This is a genomic window from Cellvibrio sp. PSBB023 (assembly GCF_002007605.1).
Taxonomy (GTDB): domain Bacteria; phylum Pseudomonadota; class Gammaproteobacteria; order Pseudomonadales; family Cellvibrionaceae; genus Cellvibrio.
The window spans coordinates 784963-799076 of sequence record NZ_CP019799.1 but is presented as its reverse complement, the minus strand read 5'-3'; the positions used below and the strand labels follow the sequence as shown (position 1 = coordinate 799076).

Genomic DNA, 14114 nt, shown 5'->3' with positions numbered 1-14114 from the left:
GAGTCTCATGAACCTGTTACTGGTTGCTGATATCGGAGGCACTAACGGTCGTTTCGGTTTGGTCGAGTTTGATGCAGACAAGAATCGCGCAAATGGCAAGGTCAATTACACAGCAGAACGCCAAATTACACTTAAATGTGCCAACTATCCAGACATGGCAACAATGATCAAAGCTTGCTGTAGCGAGTTTGGCATTGAAATTCCAGCCTATGCATGCCTCGCGATTGCCGGTCCAATCGAAAATGGCCAAGCATCGATGACCAACCTTAATTGGAAGTTTTCAATTGATGGCTTGCGCGATCAACTGGGCATGAAAACACTGCATGTGATCAACGATTTTGCATCACTTGCCTATGCAGTTCCCTTTCTCGAAGACGATGAACTCATCACATTATATGACTCGCATAAATCCAGTGCCGATGCACCGATTGTGGTGATGGGGCCAGGTACGGGCTTTGGCATGGCCGCGCTAGTGCCTAGCCAAAACAACTGGCGAATCATCCCCACCGAAGGAGGCCACGCCAGCTTCGCGCCAACCAATGAAAAAGAGCTGGATATCAAAGCCTTTCTGTTGAAAGAGCAGAACCATGTCTCTGTGGAGAATATTCTTTCCGGCGGCGGCTTGGTAACACTCTACAGAGCCCTGGCGCACAATGAAGGCGTTGAAGCGCAGCCTTATACACCAGCCGATGTGAGCACCAAAGGCATTGCCAATCAAGACCCACTCTGTCGCGAAGCAGTGTTGACATTTTGTGACGTACTGGGTGAAGTCGCAGGTGACAAAGCGCTTTCCCTCGGCGCAAAAGGTGGCGTAGTGATTGGTGGAGGGATTACTCCCAAGCTGGTAGATCTATTACCCGAATCACACTTTCTTGAGCGCTACAAAAATAAGGGGCCAATGACCGGCTACGTCAGTGACATATCGATTCGTTTGATTGTGAATGACAAAGCAGCGCTAGTAGGTTCTGCTGCATGGTTAATCAACAATACAGAATCATTGAAATAACAAAGCATTTGTAAACAATAAAAAAATCCGCCTCGGTTACCCGGGCGGATTTTTTTATTGCTCTTGCGTTCGCGAGGATACGATCAAAGACCAACTACATTTTCAGCCTGTGGGCCTTTTTGTCCGGGCTTTACGTCAAATTCTACGCGCTGACCTTCTGCCAAGGTCTTGAAACCTGAGCCGCTGATTGCACTGTAGTGAACAAAAACGTCCTGACCAGCTTCGCTTGCAATAAAGCCAAAACCTTTAGATTCGTTGAACCACTTAACGGTGCCAGTACTTCTAGCCATAATAAACCTCGATGTTTTCTTAAAATAAAAATGAATACCCCAAGTGGGATTGCGCTGGCGGATTCAGATGTTACTTATGAAAAACAGAACGAGGTGCTAATAGATTTACTGCTAGAACAACGATGCGACTTACCATAAATAATGCTGCTAACTGGCCAGCCGAACCAATATATTATTCAGTCAGCCCCAAGTAAAGAGGGCTTTTTAAGAAAGCCACCTGCTTTTTAGTTATATCCATACATCAGGGCAAGCTCCCCTCTGCCGAATGCAAATTCCGCGGACAATTGAGCCAAATCAACTATTTACCGCCTCCATTAAAGCTGCAACAATCGCTTATTACACTATTGCCGCAGGTTTCGCGGCCATGGTCACTTATTTGAGGTGGTGGACTTATGACAGCTAATCAACACATTGTAAAAACCCAGGATTCCAGCTGCCCTCACGATAAGCGCGTTAGTTGCGGAAATTGCCGTTTAAACACTATCTGCTTGCCGATCAGCTTGCACATTGAAGATATTGATCGCTTGAACAGCATCATCCAGCGCGGCAAACCCCTGCAAAAAGGCGATTATCTCTACCGCGCCAATGATCACTTCCACTCCGTTTATGCCATTCGCTCGGGTGCCGTAAAAGCACTGACACTGAGTGATAACGGCGAAGAGCAAGTCACCGGATTTTATTTACCCGGTGAAGTTGTCGGTATGGACGGTATTGCAGATAACCGTTATACCAACTCGGTCATTGCACTGGAAACGGCGTCTGTATGCGAGATTCCGTTTAATCGCATGGAAGAATTGAGTTTGCAAATTCCCAATTTGCAGCGTCACTTTTTCCAGTTAATGAGCCGCGAAATCACTCAGGACCAACAAATTATTACCTTGCTCAGTAAAAGTAGTGCCGAGGAGCGCATTGCAGCCCTGCTGTTAAGCATATCTAGCCGCAATAGCCGCCGCCAGTTATCGGCCAATGCATTCCGCTTACCCATGTCGCGCACAGATATTGGCAATTACCTCGGTTTGACCATTGAAACCGTCAGCCGGATTTTTACTCGCTTACAAAAACAACAGGTCATTTCTGTTGATAAAAAAGAAGTACTGATTACCAATATGGAACAGCTGCGCAACATCGCCAACGGCGACAGTCACTGTTAACCACCACGAGTATCCACAATGATTAACGCCCAACGTCTGGACGCCACCCTCGCCGCTTTTGATACGGCCAACCTGCAAGACCCTAATACTGAAATAGTGGATGGCAAGGTTGTTGCCAAAGAATGGATTTATGGCCAACGCATGAGCGCACGACTGGCGCAGTTTTGTCCTCACGCATCTGACCCCCTACAACTGGCGGCACGCAGCCAACATATCTGCCGCTGGAAAATCCCTCGCTCCGATTACCCCATGGATCGTACCGGCTACAAAAAGTGGCGACTGGATTTGGCACAAATGCATGGGGATATTGCCGGTGAGATTATGGCCAGCCAAGGGTATGAAGATGCGGTTATTGCACGGGTAAAAGACCTACTGCTAAAACGCAGCCTCAAGCGCGATGAAGAAGTTCAAACCCTTGAGGATGTTATTTGCCTGGTATTCATCGAGTTTTATCTGGAGGATTTTGCCGGTAAACACGAGGAAGCCAAGCTCATCGATATTATTCGCAAGACCTGGAATAAAATGTCACCCACTGGTCATACTGCAGCATTAACACTGCCGCTGAATGACAAGATGCTAACGTTGGTCAGCAAAGCGCTGAGCCCTGATAATTAATACAACAATGATTCATCCATCATTAAAAAGGAAAACACCGTGTATATAGCCCTTAAACACTTGCACTTAACGTTTGTCGCCCTCGCCCTGCTGATATTTTTTGTACGTGGTGTTTTGTTATTTATTAATTCACCACTACTGAACAAAAAACTGCTGAAAATTGCCCCACATATTATCAATACCATCATGCTGGTGAGCGGCATCCTATTAGCCGTCAGTTTGGGGATGAAACCAGGTGAGCATCCTTGGCTTATGGCCAAACTCATCGGCTTGGTTGTATTTATCATTCTCGGTGTTGGCGCATTTAAGGTTCGCAACGTGCTCCTGCAAAAAATCCTCTGGGTAGATGCCTTAGTGGTATTTGCTTATATTGTCAGCGTTGCTATCACCAAAAGCCCAATGGGGTTTTTAGGCTAATTAGACAGCAACTAATTGCCGCAACACCTAAGTGTTGCGGCAAAAACCTTTGCTAAGCTCCCCCCTTCACTAACGCCCCCTACCCCACTCTTTACCTTTTATACAGTTATTTAAATAACCAGCCACTTGGACCATGATAGATCTATAGGTAATTAATAGCACTGATTTTATTTACAATACTTGACCTTTCTTAAAAAGTGATTTATATCACACGTCTGTTGTTTAGCTTTCCAATAACTTTAATAATCGGCGAAACCTATGAAAAAGATACTCTTGTGCATCACCCTATTTTGTTTTTCACAATTCAGCCTTGCGTGTGATGAAGCTTGTAAGCGCGCCAAGGCCGAAACAGCAAATAACGTTAAATTTGCCAGTTACCTCAACCTTAAATACTGCAAAACCACCAGTTTGGATTTCTTATTACAAGGCCGCAAAAGCCTCCAAGCCTACCGCGAGAAACAACTGCCTACAGCACACCGGGGCGGCGCCAAAAATATTCGCAACTTCATTATGCAGCGCAAAGATTGGCTGCAAGAGTGCGATAACTACATGCAATTAACCGAGCAAGGCAGGATATTCCGCGATAAAGAGAGCACCGAAAAGATTATGTCGTCGCTCACCAATACCGCCGATGAACTGCATAAAATCATGATGCGCCCACGCGCTGAAGTGGAAAGCCTGGAATTGGTAACAGCCGCTGCCGGGCAAAAATTTGATGAGCTTTTTAAAAATGTGGATGACCACTATCTTGAACTGCAACGTCGCGGTCTGCTTTAAGCCCCAATTCACCCGATGAATACCCATAAAAAAACCGGCCATGACTGAGCCGGTTTTTTTATGCCTGGGTGGAAATAAACACACCTATCAGGTTTTCTTTTTCAAAGACAGTACGGGGCGATCCGGTTTATCTGGACGCTCGGCAAAGTGCTTTGCCAGCTCTTCACGTGCTTTAATCGCCTCGGATTTTGCATCCTGAACCGGACTACTCTGCCAGGATTTAGGCGCACTACCGCCAGACTTTGCCAAAAACTCCAGACCCGATCGCAGCAGGCGCGCCTGATCGACAAAACTGATGCCCTCCGGAAACTTACCGGGATAGACATCACTCGGATCCTTGGGGTTTCCCTCAATGCGAATACTGAATCCACTTGCGTGTGTTGCTGTACCGGCAGCCGCATCGGCTACCCAATCCTCAAAATTCATAGCTACCACTGATGTGATGTTTATTAACGAAGCCTGCATTAAATCATAAACTATTTATGTGACAAAATAGCTATTGGCTATTTAGCCAAGCTAGCTGCAACTTAGCCGTTTACAGCAGCGGCATTATCCGCGGCCATAGATTTGCGCCGTTGCTCTTCACGCAGCTCCAACTTTTGCTCCCGGCGCAATTGACGCTCCGGAGGCAATACGCCAATGTGTGCCTGATTGCGTTGTTTGGCCAACTCAATTTGTTTTTGCCGCTCGGAAAAACGTGTTTTTTGTTCGACGGTCAGCTTGTCATAACAGCGCGGACAGCAAACACCGAGCATATAGCGTTCGGACTTTTTGTCTTCCTCGGTGATGGGGTAACGACAGCCATGGCACTGGTCGTAAACACCTTTTTCCAGCTTGTGGTTGACGGCCACACGGTTATCAAACACAAAGCACTCACCACGCCACAGGCTTTCCTCTTCTGGAACTTCCTCCAAATATTTAAGGATGCCACCTTCGAGGTGGTAGACCTCTTCAAAGCCCTGCTCTTTCATGTAAGCGGTTGATTTTTCGCAGCGGATGCCACCGGTGCAAAACATAGCCACTTTTTTGTGTTTGGCAGGGTCTAGGTTCTCGGCTACATAAGCCGGGAATTCGCGGAAGGTTTCGGTTTTTGGATCTATCGCACGCTCAAAGGTGCCAATCTCATACTCATAGGAATTACGTGTATCAATGACCACTACATCCGGATCGCTGATGAGTGCATTCCAATCTTGTGGTTTAACATAGGTGCCGACAATTTTTTGTGGGTCAATACCATTCACACCCATGGTGACAATTTCTTTTTTAAGCTTGACCTTCATACGGTAGAAGGGCTGCTCTTCGTAGAAGGATTCTTTGTAACTGAGATTATCAAAACGGCCATCAGCATCCAGAAAAGCGCGCAACGCATCTATGCCATCGCGACTGCCCGACACAGTGCCATTAATGCCTTCTTCCGCCAACAATAGGGTTCCTTTGATGCCCAGTTCATCGCACAGGGTCTTCAAACGTGGAACCAGGGTTTCATAGTCGGGCAGTTTTACAAACTTATAAAGTGCGGCAACAACAATCTGACTCATAGATAGTACTTAAGGATGTAGGGTTAAACGTAGGGTTGTGCAGAAAACCGGATAGCCATGTATCGGGCGGCGCATTATAGGCGCTTGTTTTTTGTACAGCCAGTCTTTATTGATGGTCGTGCTTACTTCCGCCAAGACACTGGGGCGACGCCGGTACCGCTGCATTAGCCAACCACTCTTCCGGACTAAAGGTGTGCAATGCCAAGGCGTGCACACCATTTTGCAACTCATTAGCGAGGCAGGCATAAATAGCTTGATGGCGCTGAACCTGACGCTTACCTGCAAATGCGGGGGCCGCTAATACGACTTTGAAGTGCGTTTCTGATCCGGGCGGGACTGAGTGCATATGACTCTCGTTAATCACTTCCAGATGTACTGGCTGGAACTCTGCCGTCAGTATGGACAGGATACGGTTTTCAACTGGCTTCATAGTTTCACCACAGGCTACAAAATTTTACGCGCATTCTAACGGCAAAGACCTACACTGTGTTGACTTGGAACAACTAGTCGCCAATTTCTTCAAAAACACCCACTATCAACCGGGCGAAATGGGGTAAATCATGAGTGGTTACCGCTTTTTTATCGACCGTCGCAAAGGCACGGACCGCCGCCTTGATCGCGACCCCTGCAAATACATGCCCCTTGATCTTTACCATCGCAAGCGCCGCAAATCCAAAGAGCGACGCGCCTCAGACCGCACACTGGAGGAAGACTTGGCGGCGTTTCTGAGTAACGCAGCCAATAGCTCCCCTAAAGATCCGGGTAAATCCCATTAAGCAACCATAAAAAAGCCCCACACAAGGCGGGGCAAACAACGACATTCAAGAGAAAATCTAGCGAGATTTAAAACGCACCCGCACTGGCTTTTGCACGGATTAACGTGGGCACGCAACCTGTTCTGGCCTGATAGTCGGCATCGACCGCTGCCATGAGTTGTGGAATAACCACTGTGGGCGCGACAGCCACCACACAACCGCCAAACCCTCCGCCCGTCATACGCGCTCCTGCCTGACCTGCGCCCGCATCCACCAAAATCTTTACCAGTGTATCGATGGCAGGGGTTGTGATATTAAAGTCATCACGCATTGATTCATGCGACTCAACCATCACCTTGATCAAGCCAGGTAAATCACCGGCGGCCAAGGCCTCGGCGGCAATCAGGGTTCGCTGGTTTTCGGTTAACACATGACGTGCACGACGAAAACTTAATTCATCCAGTTGATGCTCTGCCGCCAGCAATTGCGAAAGCTCAACCGCGCGCAGTGAACGCTGGCCAAAAAAGCCAGCCGCTGTTTCACATTGTTGGCGACGATGGTTGTATTCACTGTCCACCAAGCCGCGCTTAACGCCGCTGTGAACAATCAGAATTTCCCAGTCAGCCGGCATAGAGACCGGGCGAACCGATAGATCCTGACAATCGATTAAGAGTGCTGCATTCTCCTGCCCACGCGCAGAAATTAATTGATCCATGATGCCGCAGTTACAGCCAACAAAATTATTTTCCGCCGCCTGGCCAATCAATGCCGCTTGGGTTGGGTCAATGGTTTCACCGCTGAGCGATAACAACGCGCGAATCAATGCAACTTCAAGAGAAGCAGAACTGCTCAGCCCGGCACCCGCCGGAACATTGCCTGCGATATACAAATCACCGCCTGCAAGCACGAAACCTTTTTTGCGCAACTCCTGCACCACACCGCGCACATAATTGGGCCATGATTCATCAGGGTTGTGCCACTGCTCCGCATCAAGGTCAATACGGATTGATTCATTGTCAAAATTGTAAGCCACCAGATGCAATTGACGATCATCACGGGGTGCCAAGGCGATGTAGGTGTAGTAATTAATTGCGGCGGGTAATACAAAACCACCGTTGTAATCAGTGTGTTCACCAATAAGATTGACACGGCCAGGCGCTTTCACGGTTGTCACTGGCGCAAAACCAAAAGATGCTGCAAATAATTCGCTCACACGAGCAGAAGAGAGAGTCGTCACGCCCGCTTACCTCAATCTAAAATGAACAGGAGATTGTTGGCGCAAACGCTCTGCCGCCTGCTCGGGAGACAAATCACGTTGTGCTTCCGCCAACATTTCATAACCCACCATAAATTTACGCACCGTAGCGCTGCGTAGCAGTGGCGGAAAAAAGTGTGCATGCAATTGCCAGTGGCTCGCGTCATCTGCCGTAAACGGCGCGCCGTGCCATCCCATCGAATAGGGAAATGAGCATTCAAACAAGTTGTCGTAGCGAGCGGTAATATCACGCAATATATTGCCCAAGCTAATTTGCTCAGCATCACTTAGCTCTGTGATACGTGCGCAGGCGCGTTTGGGGAGCAATAATGTTTCGTAAGGCCATGCGGCCCAAAATGGCACGACTACCAGCCAATCATCATTTTCCACCACCACCCGCTCACCTGCGGCAGACTCTTTGCGGGCATATTCAAGCAGCAGTGACTGTTGATATTGTTGGTGATAGTCGCGCTGCTGTTGGTCCTCTTTGCTCACCAAGGTGGGCAATTGCGATTGCGCCCAAATTTGGCCGTGCGGGTGCGGATTGGAGCATCCCATGACGGCGCCTTTATTTTCAAAAATCTGTACGCTGGGAAATTGCTGTCCAAGGTCAGCGGCTTCTCTCATCCAAGTACTGATCACAGCGCGGATTTCTTCATCCGTTAATAAAGGCAAAGTTTTACTGTGGTCAGGTGAAAAACATATCACCCGGCTGGTGCCGACTTCCGACTGAATTTGAAACAGCGGATCATCACTCACAGGCGCCGCGGGAACATCCGGCATTAGCGCTGCAAAGTCGTTTGTAAATACAAAGGTGGTTTGATAAGCCGGATTAGCTTCACCGCCCGCCCGTACATTTCCGGCGCAGAGATAACAACCAGGATCGTGTGCGGCACTTTCTGGCCACTGATTAGACTCTTGTTGCCCCTGCCAAGGGCGCTTGGTGCGATGTGGAGAGATTAACAACCACTCGCCAGTCAGTGGATTAAAGCGGCGATGCGGATGTTCATTGACCGAAAAACTGTCTGCCATAAACTACCTACTTGGGCATATAAATATGATAATTAAATGATGTCGCTAATTTACCCCAATAAAAGAGAGATCACAATCCGTAATTGTATTTTTTTGCGTGCTGAATCTGCGCTAAAAAAACAAAACCCCGGCAACCTTGGGCTGCCGGGGTTTTTCACTATTCCAACGCTATCAGGCGAAGCGATTAAACGCGATGATGCCCCAGGTAATCCCCAGCAATAGCAAACTCATAAATACCAATGCCGAACCTATATCCTTTGCTCGCCCCGACAGTTCATGGCGCTCGGAACCGGTACGGTCAACTACCGCTTCTACCGAAGAGTTGGCCAGCTCTGCCATCCATACCCAGAAAATACTGCTGATCAACAAAATTAACTCTATATGGGTTTGCGCCAGCCAAAAGGCGATAGGAATCAGCACCAGACCCATCGTTATTTCCTGACGAAAAGCCGCCTCGTATTTCCAACTGGCCGACAGGCCTTTCATTGAATAACCAAATGCATCAATCACACGTGCCATGCCGGTTTTACCTGGCTTCCCCATGGTTTTACTCCACTAGTTTCAGTTAGAACAGCCGATTCAATCAAAAAAAGCGCCCTGTTTTCGCCGTGTCACTTGAGCTTCACCCGGCAGTCACAGAAGCGTCATAAAGCAGTGCTAAAAATGATTACGGAGAGGGCACAACAATAACCGTCGCTCTCATTCATCTGCAAATCATTAATGGCGGTGAATCATGAATACTTTTTTACAGCGCGTCCACCACCTGGACACCCTTGCATTCTTATGGGTGCATGTGACAAAACGCTTTCAATACCGTCGCTCAGTGCGATTTATTTCTGCGACTGGCGATGGCCCAGTCTACTTGTGTATTGCACTTGCACTGGCGCTGCTTGAGCCCGATGCAGGCGCTACGTTTTTCTGGGCCGGGATTATCGCCTACAGCTTCGATGTCAGCCTTTACCTGTTGCTAAAAAACCTCATCAAACGTGATCGCCCGGCCGTCAAGATCAGCAGCTACCAGGCATTTATCACGCCGTCTGATCAATTCAGTTTTCCCTCAGGCCATACAGCTGCAGCATTTTTATTTGCCTGCCTGGTATTGAATTTTTATCCGGCCTTTGCCCTGCCCTGTTTTTTGTGGGCATCAGCAGTAGGAATCAGTCGTGTTCTGCTGGGCGTTCACTACCCAACCGATTTGGTTGCCGGTGCACTGCTTGGTAGCCTCTGTGCATTTTGGGGAATTTATTTGCACGGGTTGATTGTCGCACTGCACTAAGTTTACCGCCTGCCTCACGGGCATAAGCATCTTCATCAAGAGTGAAACGGCATGAGAATTTTATACGGCGTTCAAGGTACGGGAAATGGCCACACCACACGCGCACGCATTATGGCGAAAGCACTTGCTGACGCGGGTGCGCAGGTCGACTGGATTTTTTCTGGCAGGGAACGCGATAACTATTTTGATATGCAAGCATTCGGCGATTTCAAAACCTATCGCGGATTAACCTTTGTGACTGAACATGGCAAGGTACGTTACGCAAAAACCTTGCTTACCGCGAACCTTGGGCAGTTGTACCATGACGTAACATCAGTAAACCTTGAAGGTTATGATTTTATTATCAATGACTTTGAACCGGTGAGCGCCTGGGCAGCAAAACGTGCCGGTAAACACGTCATTGGTATATCGCACCAAAATGCTTTTTTTTATGACATCCCCAAAGCAGACGACAATATTTTTGTGCGCTGGTTTATGCGTAATTTCGCACCTGTCAGCCAACCCATAGGGTTGCACTGGCATCACTTTGGCCAACCTATTTTGCCGCCGCTGGTGGAAGCTGGCCAACACCCTAATATCGTCACCCCCAAACATTATTTGGTGTACCTGCCCTTTGCTGGCCTGGACGATATAGTGCCGCAATTGCGTCACTTCCCGGATTACGAATTTTTTGTGTATCAACCCGTTTCCACGGCCACTGACGAGGGCCACATACACATTCGCCCTTTTTCACGCGACGGTTTTCAACGGGACTTACACCGCTGTGAAGGCGTTATTTGCAGTGCGGGTTTTGAATTGCCCAGCGAGGCGATACATTTAGGAAAAAAAATCCTGGCGCAACCTGTTGCAGGACAAATGGAACAAAAATCCAATGCGATAGCGCTGGAGAAACTGGGGCTGGGCACCATGGCAACCACACTGGATGTGGCAACACTGGCACGCTGGCTACCATTAAATACACCAACCAGCCCGCGTAATTACCCGGATGTTGCCAAGGCATTGGTTAACTGGCTGATGGCTGGCGGCGGGAAAAATATGGAGCAATTGCAACAGCAGTTGTGGCAAGAGGAACGGCGACCGATTAACAATCCCCAACCAAAACCCGTGTTAGCTGCGCTGAAAAATTCAGCCGGGTTTTAAGGTTGTTGTCCATTAATCCAAGGTGATTTTTTTCTGCCGTGCTGATTTGATCGCACCGCGTTGGGTTTTGGCATCCATACGGCGCTGCTTGGAGGAGAAGGTAGGGCGAGTCGCATGACGCGGTTTTTCTATCTTGATCGCATCGAGAATAATATCGCGCAAGCGCGTTAATGCATCATCGCGATTCTGTTCTTGTGTACGATAGGTTTGGGCTTTAATAATCAACACACCATCATTGGTGATGCGTTTATCACCTAGCGACAGCAGGCGGGATTTACAAAAATCACTGAGTGAAGAATTGGGAATATCAAAACGCAAATGTATCGCACTCGACACTTTATTGACGTTCTGTCCACCCGCCCCCTGCGCACGCATAGCAGTGAGTTCAATCTCACCCGGCGAGATAACGTCGGAAGCATTAATCCGCAACATATCAGTGTTGCTCGAGGGGCCGATAGAATCGTAGTGGTTGCTGCTCGTCGACTAATACCGGTTGCAAGTCACGGTCAAAACGGGTGCGCCATGAATGCCAGCGGACGATAAGCCCACCCAAGACCAAGCCCGCAAAACCTGCCAGGGTGGTAATTCCTTCATGAGCAAACTGATTATGCGCCAGCGCCGTTAAGACGACCAAGCTGATGACAGGAACCAGATAGACCAATAAAGATCCCTTGGCGATGACCTCTTCGGGTATTCCGATTTGAATCTCATCACCCAGGGTGTAGCGCGCCGGATCGCGGCCATCCAATAACACCCAGATATAGGCTGAATGTCCATCCCATTTATGAAGCAGGCTCTGGCCACAGCCTTTTTCGGCTTTGCATGAACCACAGGCTGATTTTTGGATGGTCTCCACCCAAACACCTTCTGCCTCTATGGATACAATACGGCCTGTTTCAAGAATCATGTGACAACCTGCAGCACTCGCTATTACTGGATACCGTCGATATTTTGCGCAATTTTTTGCGCGGTGACGACTGGAATTTCACCCACTACCGTAATGCGGTAGTTTTTGTTGGCGTAGCTCAATGAATCCATGACCGCCAAAGTAGCGCCGCGTTGGGCAACCCCTTCGGGAATTGCGCCACTCGCCTCCTCGATAAAGACCGAAAATGTTGTCAGTCCATCAGTGTACATCAACATATCAATATGATTTCGAACCTGGCGCTGCCCAACAAAAGCAAAGCCGGGAGGAATCCACCCCAAGGCCCAGCGTTCAACCTGCTTCACCTCGGTGGGATTGCAATCAGCCACTTGAGGCGCCGCTGCACGATGCAAGCGCGCTTTGGGTTCACGCAGGCTCTCAATATCCGGGCTCAGGTCAAGGTCAATAAACTGGTAGCGCTCGAGCGGACGGGCAGTTTCATCCACCAACCATGACTTGAGCACCAAACCCGTCTCATTATCAATGGTCAACAAGGAACTGTGACGGAATTGATCAAGCGGTAGCGCCAAGAGTGCCGTCGCTTCACGCCCTGCAACTCGCTCCGGTCCGCGAATCTCAAACTTGTATAACTGATCAAGGCGCGCAAGGTTGGCACCGAATTGGCTTATTTTTCCCTGCAACAATTGATCGCCCAATGACTCACAGCCAATGGACTTACCGCTACGCAACACTTCACGTTCAGGACCATTCAAATGTTGCAAGCGCTCATACTCAACGCCCTCTTCCACCCAATGGATAATACGAAAGCTCTGGAGCGCAGGATTATCCTTGTGCTGATAGGTAAACGACCCCTGATAGTTAAGGGTGTGGGGAATGGTTGCCATTTTGCGCAACAGACTCGCTACCTCAGGGGATTGCGGTGCCGCTGGGGAAACATGGGGATCGGCTAGACTCGTACCGGACGAAGAGTCCTGCTGTGCGACGGCCATGAACGGAACTGTAGCCACCAAAGCAATAACAGAGGAGCAAATCAGGCGGTGGATAAGAACGGGGATCAACATGCGTGTCTCGGGAGAATGGAATCAGGGGAGCAGCATAACTGCTCCACCTGCTTTTACAAGGATCCGGACAGGAAGGGGAGATAAAAATTAGTCCTCTTCGACCAGAATCACTCGGGTGTAAGGCAGCATACCCTGACCACTGTTAAGCGATGCATTATCGGTATGCTCTTGAATCAACTGATTCACATAACTACTGACATCTTCATTGTAAACCGGTGCCACTTGCTGGCGCGGCACAAACATCACCCTGCGGCTCTCTTGTGGGCGAGATTCATAACCACTTTGTACCGCAACAGTGCGTGCCGATAATGCCGGCGCGTTAATACCGGATGGCAAATTCGCCGCCTTACTTTCTGTGGCTGGCGCAGGTGCCGCTGCCATGGTGCCTGCGGCCATATCGGTAGGGTTGAGGCCTGGGGTTTGGTATTGCTGAACCCCCAGAATTACTGCACCCGCCACCGAAGCCGCCACAGCGACACGCCCTGCTTGTTGCCACCAGCGCAACGGCATGGCAACAACATTGCTCGCTGGAGCACTTGTCTGATTCGCCGCAACCTGATGAGCCGCAGGCGCCGAATAGGTTTCTTCTGCCTCAATCGCTGCACTCACGCGGGAGGCAAAATCACTGGAAGCGAGAACCGGAATATCGCCTTTTACGCCTGCACCGGCAATCTGGTAGCGCGACCAAGTGGACTTCAGCTCCGGCTCTGACTCCAGCGCTTTTAACAGCCGCTGCAGCTCCAACTCGGAAGCTTCATTGTCCATTAGTGCTGATAGAGATTCGGCAAGCACTGGTGGTTGAGTTTGCTCTGTCATTCTCGCGGGTGCCTCTGTGCAAATGCTGGTGGTGATTCGGTTGTTAACGCTGTACTCGATATGACTAGACACTAGCCAATTGGTTCAAAGATTTACAAA

19 protein-coding genes are annotated in these 14114 nt (G+C 49.1%); 8 read left to right on the top strand and 11 right to left on the bottom strand.

The genetic code is table 11. The features are described from left to right. Positions 1-7: 7 nt before the first annotated feature. On the top strand, positions 8-1006 hold the full coding sequence (gene glk / locus B0D95_RS03600; RefSeq protein WP_078042621.1) for a glucokinase: 999 nt from the start codon (positions 8-10) through the stop codon (positions 1004-1006). An 83-nt stretch (positions 1007-1089) separates the two neighbouring features. Here glk and B0D95_RS03595 read toward each other — a convergent pair whose 3' ends face one another. After that, a complete protein-coding gene (locus B0D95_RS03595; RefSeq protein WP_078042620.1) occupies positions 1090-1296 on the bottom strand; it encodes a cold-shock protein in 207 nt (68 codons plus the stop codon). Between the two features lie 392 nt (positions 1297-1688). Between B0D95_RS03595 and fnr the strand changes: the two genes are divergently transcribed. The 4 genes from fnr (at position 1689) to B0D95_RS03575 (ending at position 4256) form a co-directional block, all read left to right on the top strand. After that, on the top strand, positions 1689-2447 hold the full coding sequence (fnr, locus tag B0D95_RS03590) for a fumarate/nitrate reduction transcriptional regulator Fnr (RefSeq protein WP_078042619.1): 759 nt from the start codon (positions 1689-1691) through the stop codon (positions 2445-2447). A gap of 18 nt (positions 2448-2465) precedes the next feature. Continuing rightward, positions 2466-3062 (top strand): DUF4202 domain-containing protein, encoded by a 597-nt coding sequence (locus B0D95_RS03585; protein ID WP_078042618.1) that lies wholly within the window; start codon positions 2466-2468, stop codon positions 3060-3062. A gap of 39 nt (positions 3063-3101) precedes the next feature. Continuing rightward, complete coding sequence (locus tag B0D95_RS03580) at positions 3102-3479, top strand: SirB2 family protein (protein ID WP_078042617.1); 378 nt, start codon at positions 3102-3104, stop codon at positions 3477-3479. Positions 3480-3737: 258 nt separating this feature from the next. Further along, complete coding sequence (locus B0D95_RS03575; RefSeq protein WP_078042616.1) at positions 3738-4256, top strand: hypothetical protein; 519 nt, start codon at positions 3738-3740, stop codon at positions 4254-4256. A gap of 87 nt (positions 4257-4343) precedes the next feature. Here the strand turns inward: B0D95_RS03575 and B0D95_RS03570 are convergent, their stop codons facing one another. The 3 genes from B0D95_RS03570 to B0D95_RS03560 form a co-directional block, all read right to left on the bottom strand. Beyond that, on the bottom strand, positions 4344-4682 hold the full coding sequence (locus B0D95_RS03570) for a hypothetical protein (RefSeq protein WP_078042615.1): 339 nt from the start codon (positions 4680-4682) through the stop codon (positions 4344-4346). A gap of 101 nt (positions 4683-4783) precedes the next feature. Beyond that, a complete protein-coding gene (locus B0D95_RS03565) occupies positions 4784-5794 on the bottom strand; it encodes a rhodanese-related sulfurtransferase (RefSeq protein WP_078042614.1) in 1011 nt (336 codons plus the stop codon). Positions 5795-5900: 106 nt separating this feature from the next. Continuing rightward, positions 5901-6224 (bottom strand): BolA family transcriptional regulator, encoded by a 324-nt coding sequence (locus B0D95_RS03560; RefSeq protein WP_078042613.1) that lies wholly within the window; start codon positions 6222-6224, stop codon positions 5901-5903. Between the two features lie 130 nt (positions 6225-6354). On the opposite strand from B0D95_RS03560, the gene B0D95_RS03555 reads away from it, so the two are divergent. Then, a complete protein-coding gene (locus B0D95_RS03555) occupies positions 6355-6570 on the top strand; it encodes a hypothetical protein (RefSeq protein ID WP_078042612.1) in 216 nt (71 codons plus the stop codon). A 67-nt stretch (positions 6571-6637) separates the two neighbouring features. On the opposite strand, the gene galK is transcribed toward B0D95_RS03555, so the two are convergent. The 3 genes from galK to B0D95_RS03540 all read right to left on the bottom strand — a co-directional run bounded on the left by galK (position 6638) and on the right by B0D95_RS03540 (position 9379). After that, on the bottom strand, positions 6638-7786 hold the full coding sequence (galK, locus tag B0D95_RS03550; RefSeq protein WP_246841714.1) for a galactokinase: 1149 nt from the start codon (positions 7784-7786) through the stop codon (positions 6638-6640). A gap of 6 nt (positions 7787-7792) precedes the next feature. Beyond that, positions 7793-8836, bottom strand: coding sequence for a UDP-glucose--hexose-1-phosphate uridylyltransferase (locus B0D95_RS03545; RefSeq protein ID WP_078042610.1), 1044 nt, complete (start codon positions 8834-8836; stop codon positions 7793-7795). 171 nt (positions 8837-9007) lie between these two features. Further along, positions 9008-9379 carry a diacylglycerol kinase gene (locus B0D95_RS03540; RefSeq protein WP_078042609.1) on the bottom strand — a complete coding sequence of 124 codons (372 nt, stop codon included), beginning with the start codon at positions 9377-9379 and terminating at the stop codon, positions 9008-9010. Positions 9380-9569: 190 nt separating this feature from the next. Between B0D95_RS03540 and B0D95_RS03535 the strand changes: the two genes are divergently transcribed. Both B0D95_RS03535 and B0D95_RS03530 read left to right on the top strand, forming a co-directional pair. Then, positions 9570-10112 carry a phosphatase PAP2 family protein gene (locus B0D95_RS03535; RefSeq protein WP_078042608.1) on the top strand — a complete coding sequence of 181 codons (543 nt, stop codon included), beginning with the start codon at positions 9570-9572 and terminating at the stop codon, positions 10110-10112. Positions 10113-10163: 51 nt separating this feature from the next. After that, on the top strand, positions 10164-11252 hold the full coding sequence (locus tag B0D95_RS03530) for an MJ1255/VC2487 family glycosyltransferase (RefSeq protein WP_078042607.1): 1089 nt from the start codon (positions 10164-10166) through the stop codon (positions 11250-11252). A gap of 12 nt (positions 11253-11264) precedes the next feature. Here the strand turns inward: B0D95_RS03530 and arfB are convergent, their stop codons facing one another. The 4 genes from arfB to B0D95_RS03510 all read right to left on the bottom strand — a co-directional run bounded on the left by arfB (position 11265) and on the right by B0D95_RS03510 (position 14015). After that, positions 11265-11684: an alternative ribosome rescue aminoacyl-tRNA hydrolase ArfB gene (arfB, locus tag B0D95_RS03525; RefSeq protein WP_078042606.1), complete on the bottom strand. Its 420-nt coding sequence runs from the start codon at positions 11682-11684 to the stop codon at positions 11265-11267. Between the two features lies 1 nt (position 11685). Beyond that, positions 11686-12159 (bottom strand): SoxR reducing system RseC family protein, encoded by a 474-nt coding sequence (locus B0D95_RS03520; RefSeq protein ID WP_078042605.1) that lies wholly within the window; start codon positions 12157-12159, stop codon positions 11686-11688. Positions 12160-12182: 23 nt separating this feature from the next. Further along, the gene (locus B0D95_RS03515) at positions 12183-13199 is read right to left on the bottom strand and encodes a MucB/RseB C-terminal domain-containing protein (RefSeq protein WP_246841713.1); all 1017 of its coding nucleotides are present in this window, start codon (positions 13197-13199) and stop codon (positions 12183-12185) included. Positions 13200-13286: 87 nt separating this feature from the next. Next, positions 13287-14015 carry a sigma-E factor negative regulatory protein gene (locus B0D95_RS03510; protein ID WP_078042604.1) on the bottom strand — a complete coding sequence of 243 codons (729 nt, stop codon included), beginning with the start codon at positions 14013-14015 and terminating at the stop codon, positions 13287-13289. Between the last annotated feature and the right edge of the window lie 99 nt (positions 14016-14114).

What these genes read in the sequence shown, in the direction of transcription:
- fnr (WP_078042619.1), top strand. Translation starts at nt 1,689, where the DNA reads ATGACAGCTAATCAACACATTGTAAAAACCCAGGATTCCAGCTGCCCT.
- B0D95_RS03570 (WP_078042615.1), bottom strand. Translation starts at nt 4,682, where the DNA reads ATGAATTTTGAGGATTGGGTAGCCGATGCGGCTGCCGGTACAGCAACA.
- B0D95_RS03560 (WP_078042613.1), bottom strand. Translation starts at nt 6,224, where the DNA reads ATGAAGCCAGTTGAAAACCGTATCCTGTCCATACTGACGGCAGAGTTC.
- B0D95_RS03530 (WP_078042607.1), top strand. Translation starts at nt 10,164, where the DNA reads ATGAGAATTTTATACGGCGTTCAAGGTACGGGAAATGGCCACACCACA.
- B0D95_RS03565 (WP_078042614.1), bottom strand. Translation starts at nt 5,794, where the DNA reads ATGAGTCAGATTGTTGTTGCCGCACTTTATAAGTTTGTAAAACTGCCC.
- B0D95_RS03535 (WP_078042608.1), top strand. Translation starts at nt 9,570, where the DNA reads ATGAATACTTTTTTACAGCGCGTCCACCACCTGGACACCCTTGCATTC.
- B0D95_RS03595 (WP_078042620.1), bottom strand. Translation starts at nt 1,296, where the DNA reads ATGGCTAGAAGTACTGGCACCGTTAAGTGGTTCAACGAATCTAAAGGT.
- B0D95_RS03520 (WP_078042605.1), bottom strand. Translation starts at nt 12,159, where the DNA reads ATGATTCTTGAAACAGGCCGTATTGTATCCATAGAGGCAGAAGGTGTT.
- arfB (WP_078042606.1), bottom strand. Translation starts at nt 11,684, where the DNA reads ATGTTGCGGATTAATGCTTCCGACGTTATCTCGCCGGGTGAGATTGAA.
- B0D95_RS03545 (WP_078042610.1), bottom strand. Translation starts at nt 8,836, where the DNA reads ATGGCAGACAGTTTTTCGGTCAATGAACATCCGCATCGCCGCTTTAAT.
- B0D95_RS03575 (WP_078042616.1), top strand. Translation starts at nt 3,738, where the DNA reads ATGAAAAAGATACTCTTGTGCATCACCCTATTTTGTTTTTCACAATTC.
- B0D95_RS03540 (WP_078042609.1), bottom strand. Translation starts at nt 9,379, where the DNA reads ATGGGGAAGCCAGGTAAAACCGGCATGGCACGTGTGATTGATGCATTT.
- B0D95_RS03555 (WP_078042612.1), top strand. Translation starts at nt 6,355, where the DNA reads ATGAGTGGTTACCGCTTTTTTATCGACCGTCGCAAAGGCACGGACCGC.
- B0D95_RS03510 (WP_078042604.1), bottom strand. Translation starts at nt 14,015, where the DNA reads ATGACAGAGCAAACTCAACCACCAGTGCTTGCCGAATCTCTATCAGCA.
- glk (WP_078042621.1), top strand. Translation starts at nt 8, where the DNA reads ATGAACCTGTTACTGGTTGCTGATATCGGAGGCACTAACGGTCGTTTC.
- B0D95_RS03585 (WP_078042618.1), top strand. Translation starts at nt 2,466, where the DNA reads ATGATTAACGCCCAACGTCTGGACGCCACCCTCGCCGCTTTTGATACG.
- B0D95_RS03515 (WP_246841713.1), bottom strand. Translation starts at nt 13,199, where the DNA reads ATGTTGATCCCCGTTCTTATCCACCGCCTGATTTGCTCCTCTGTTATT.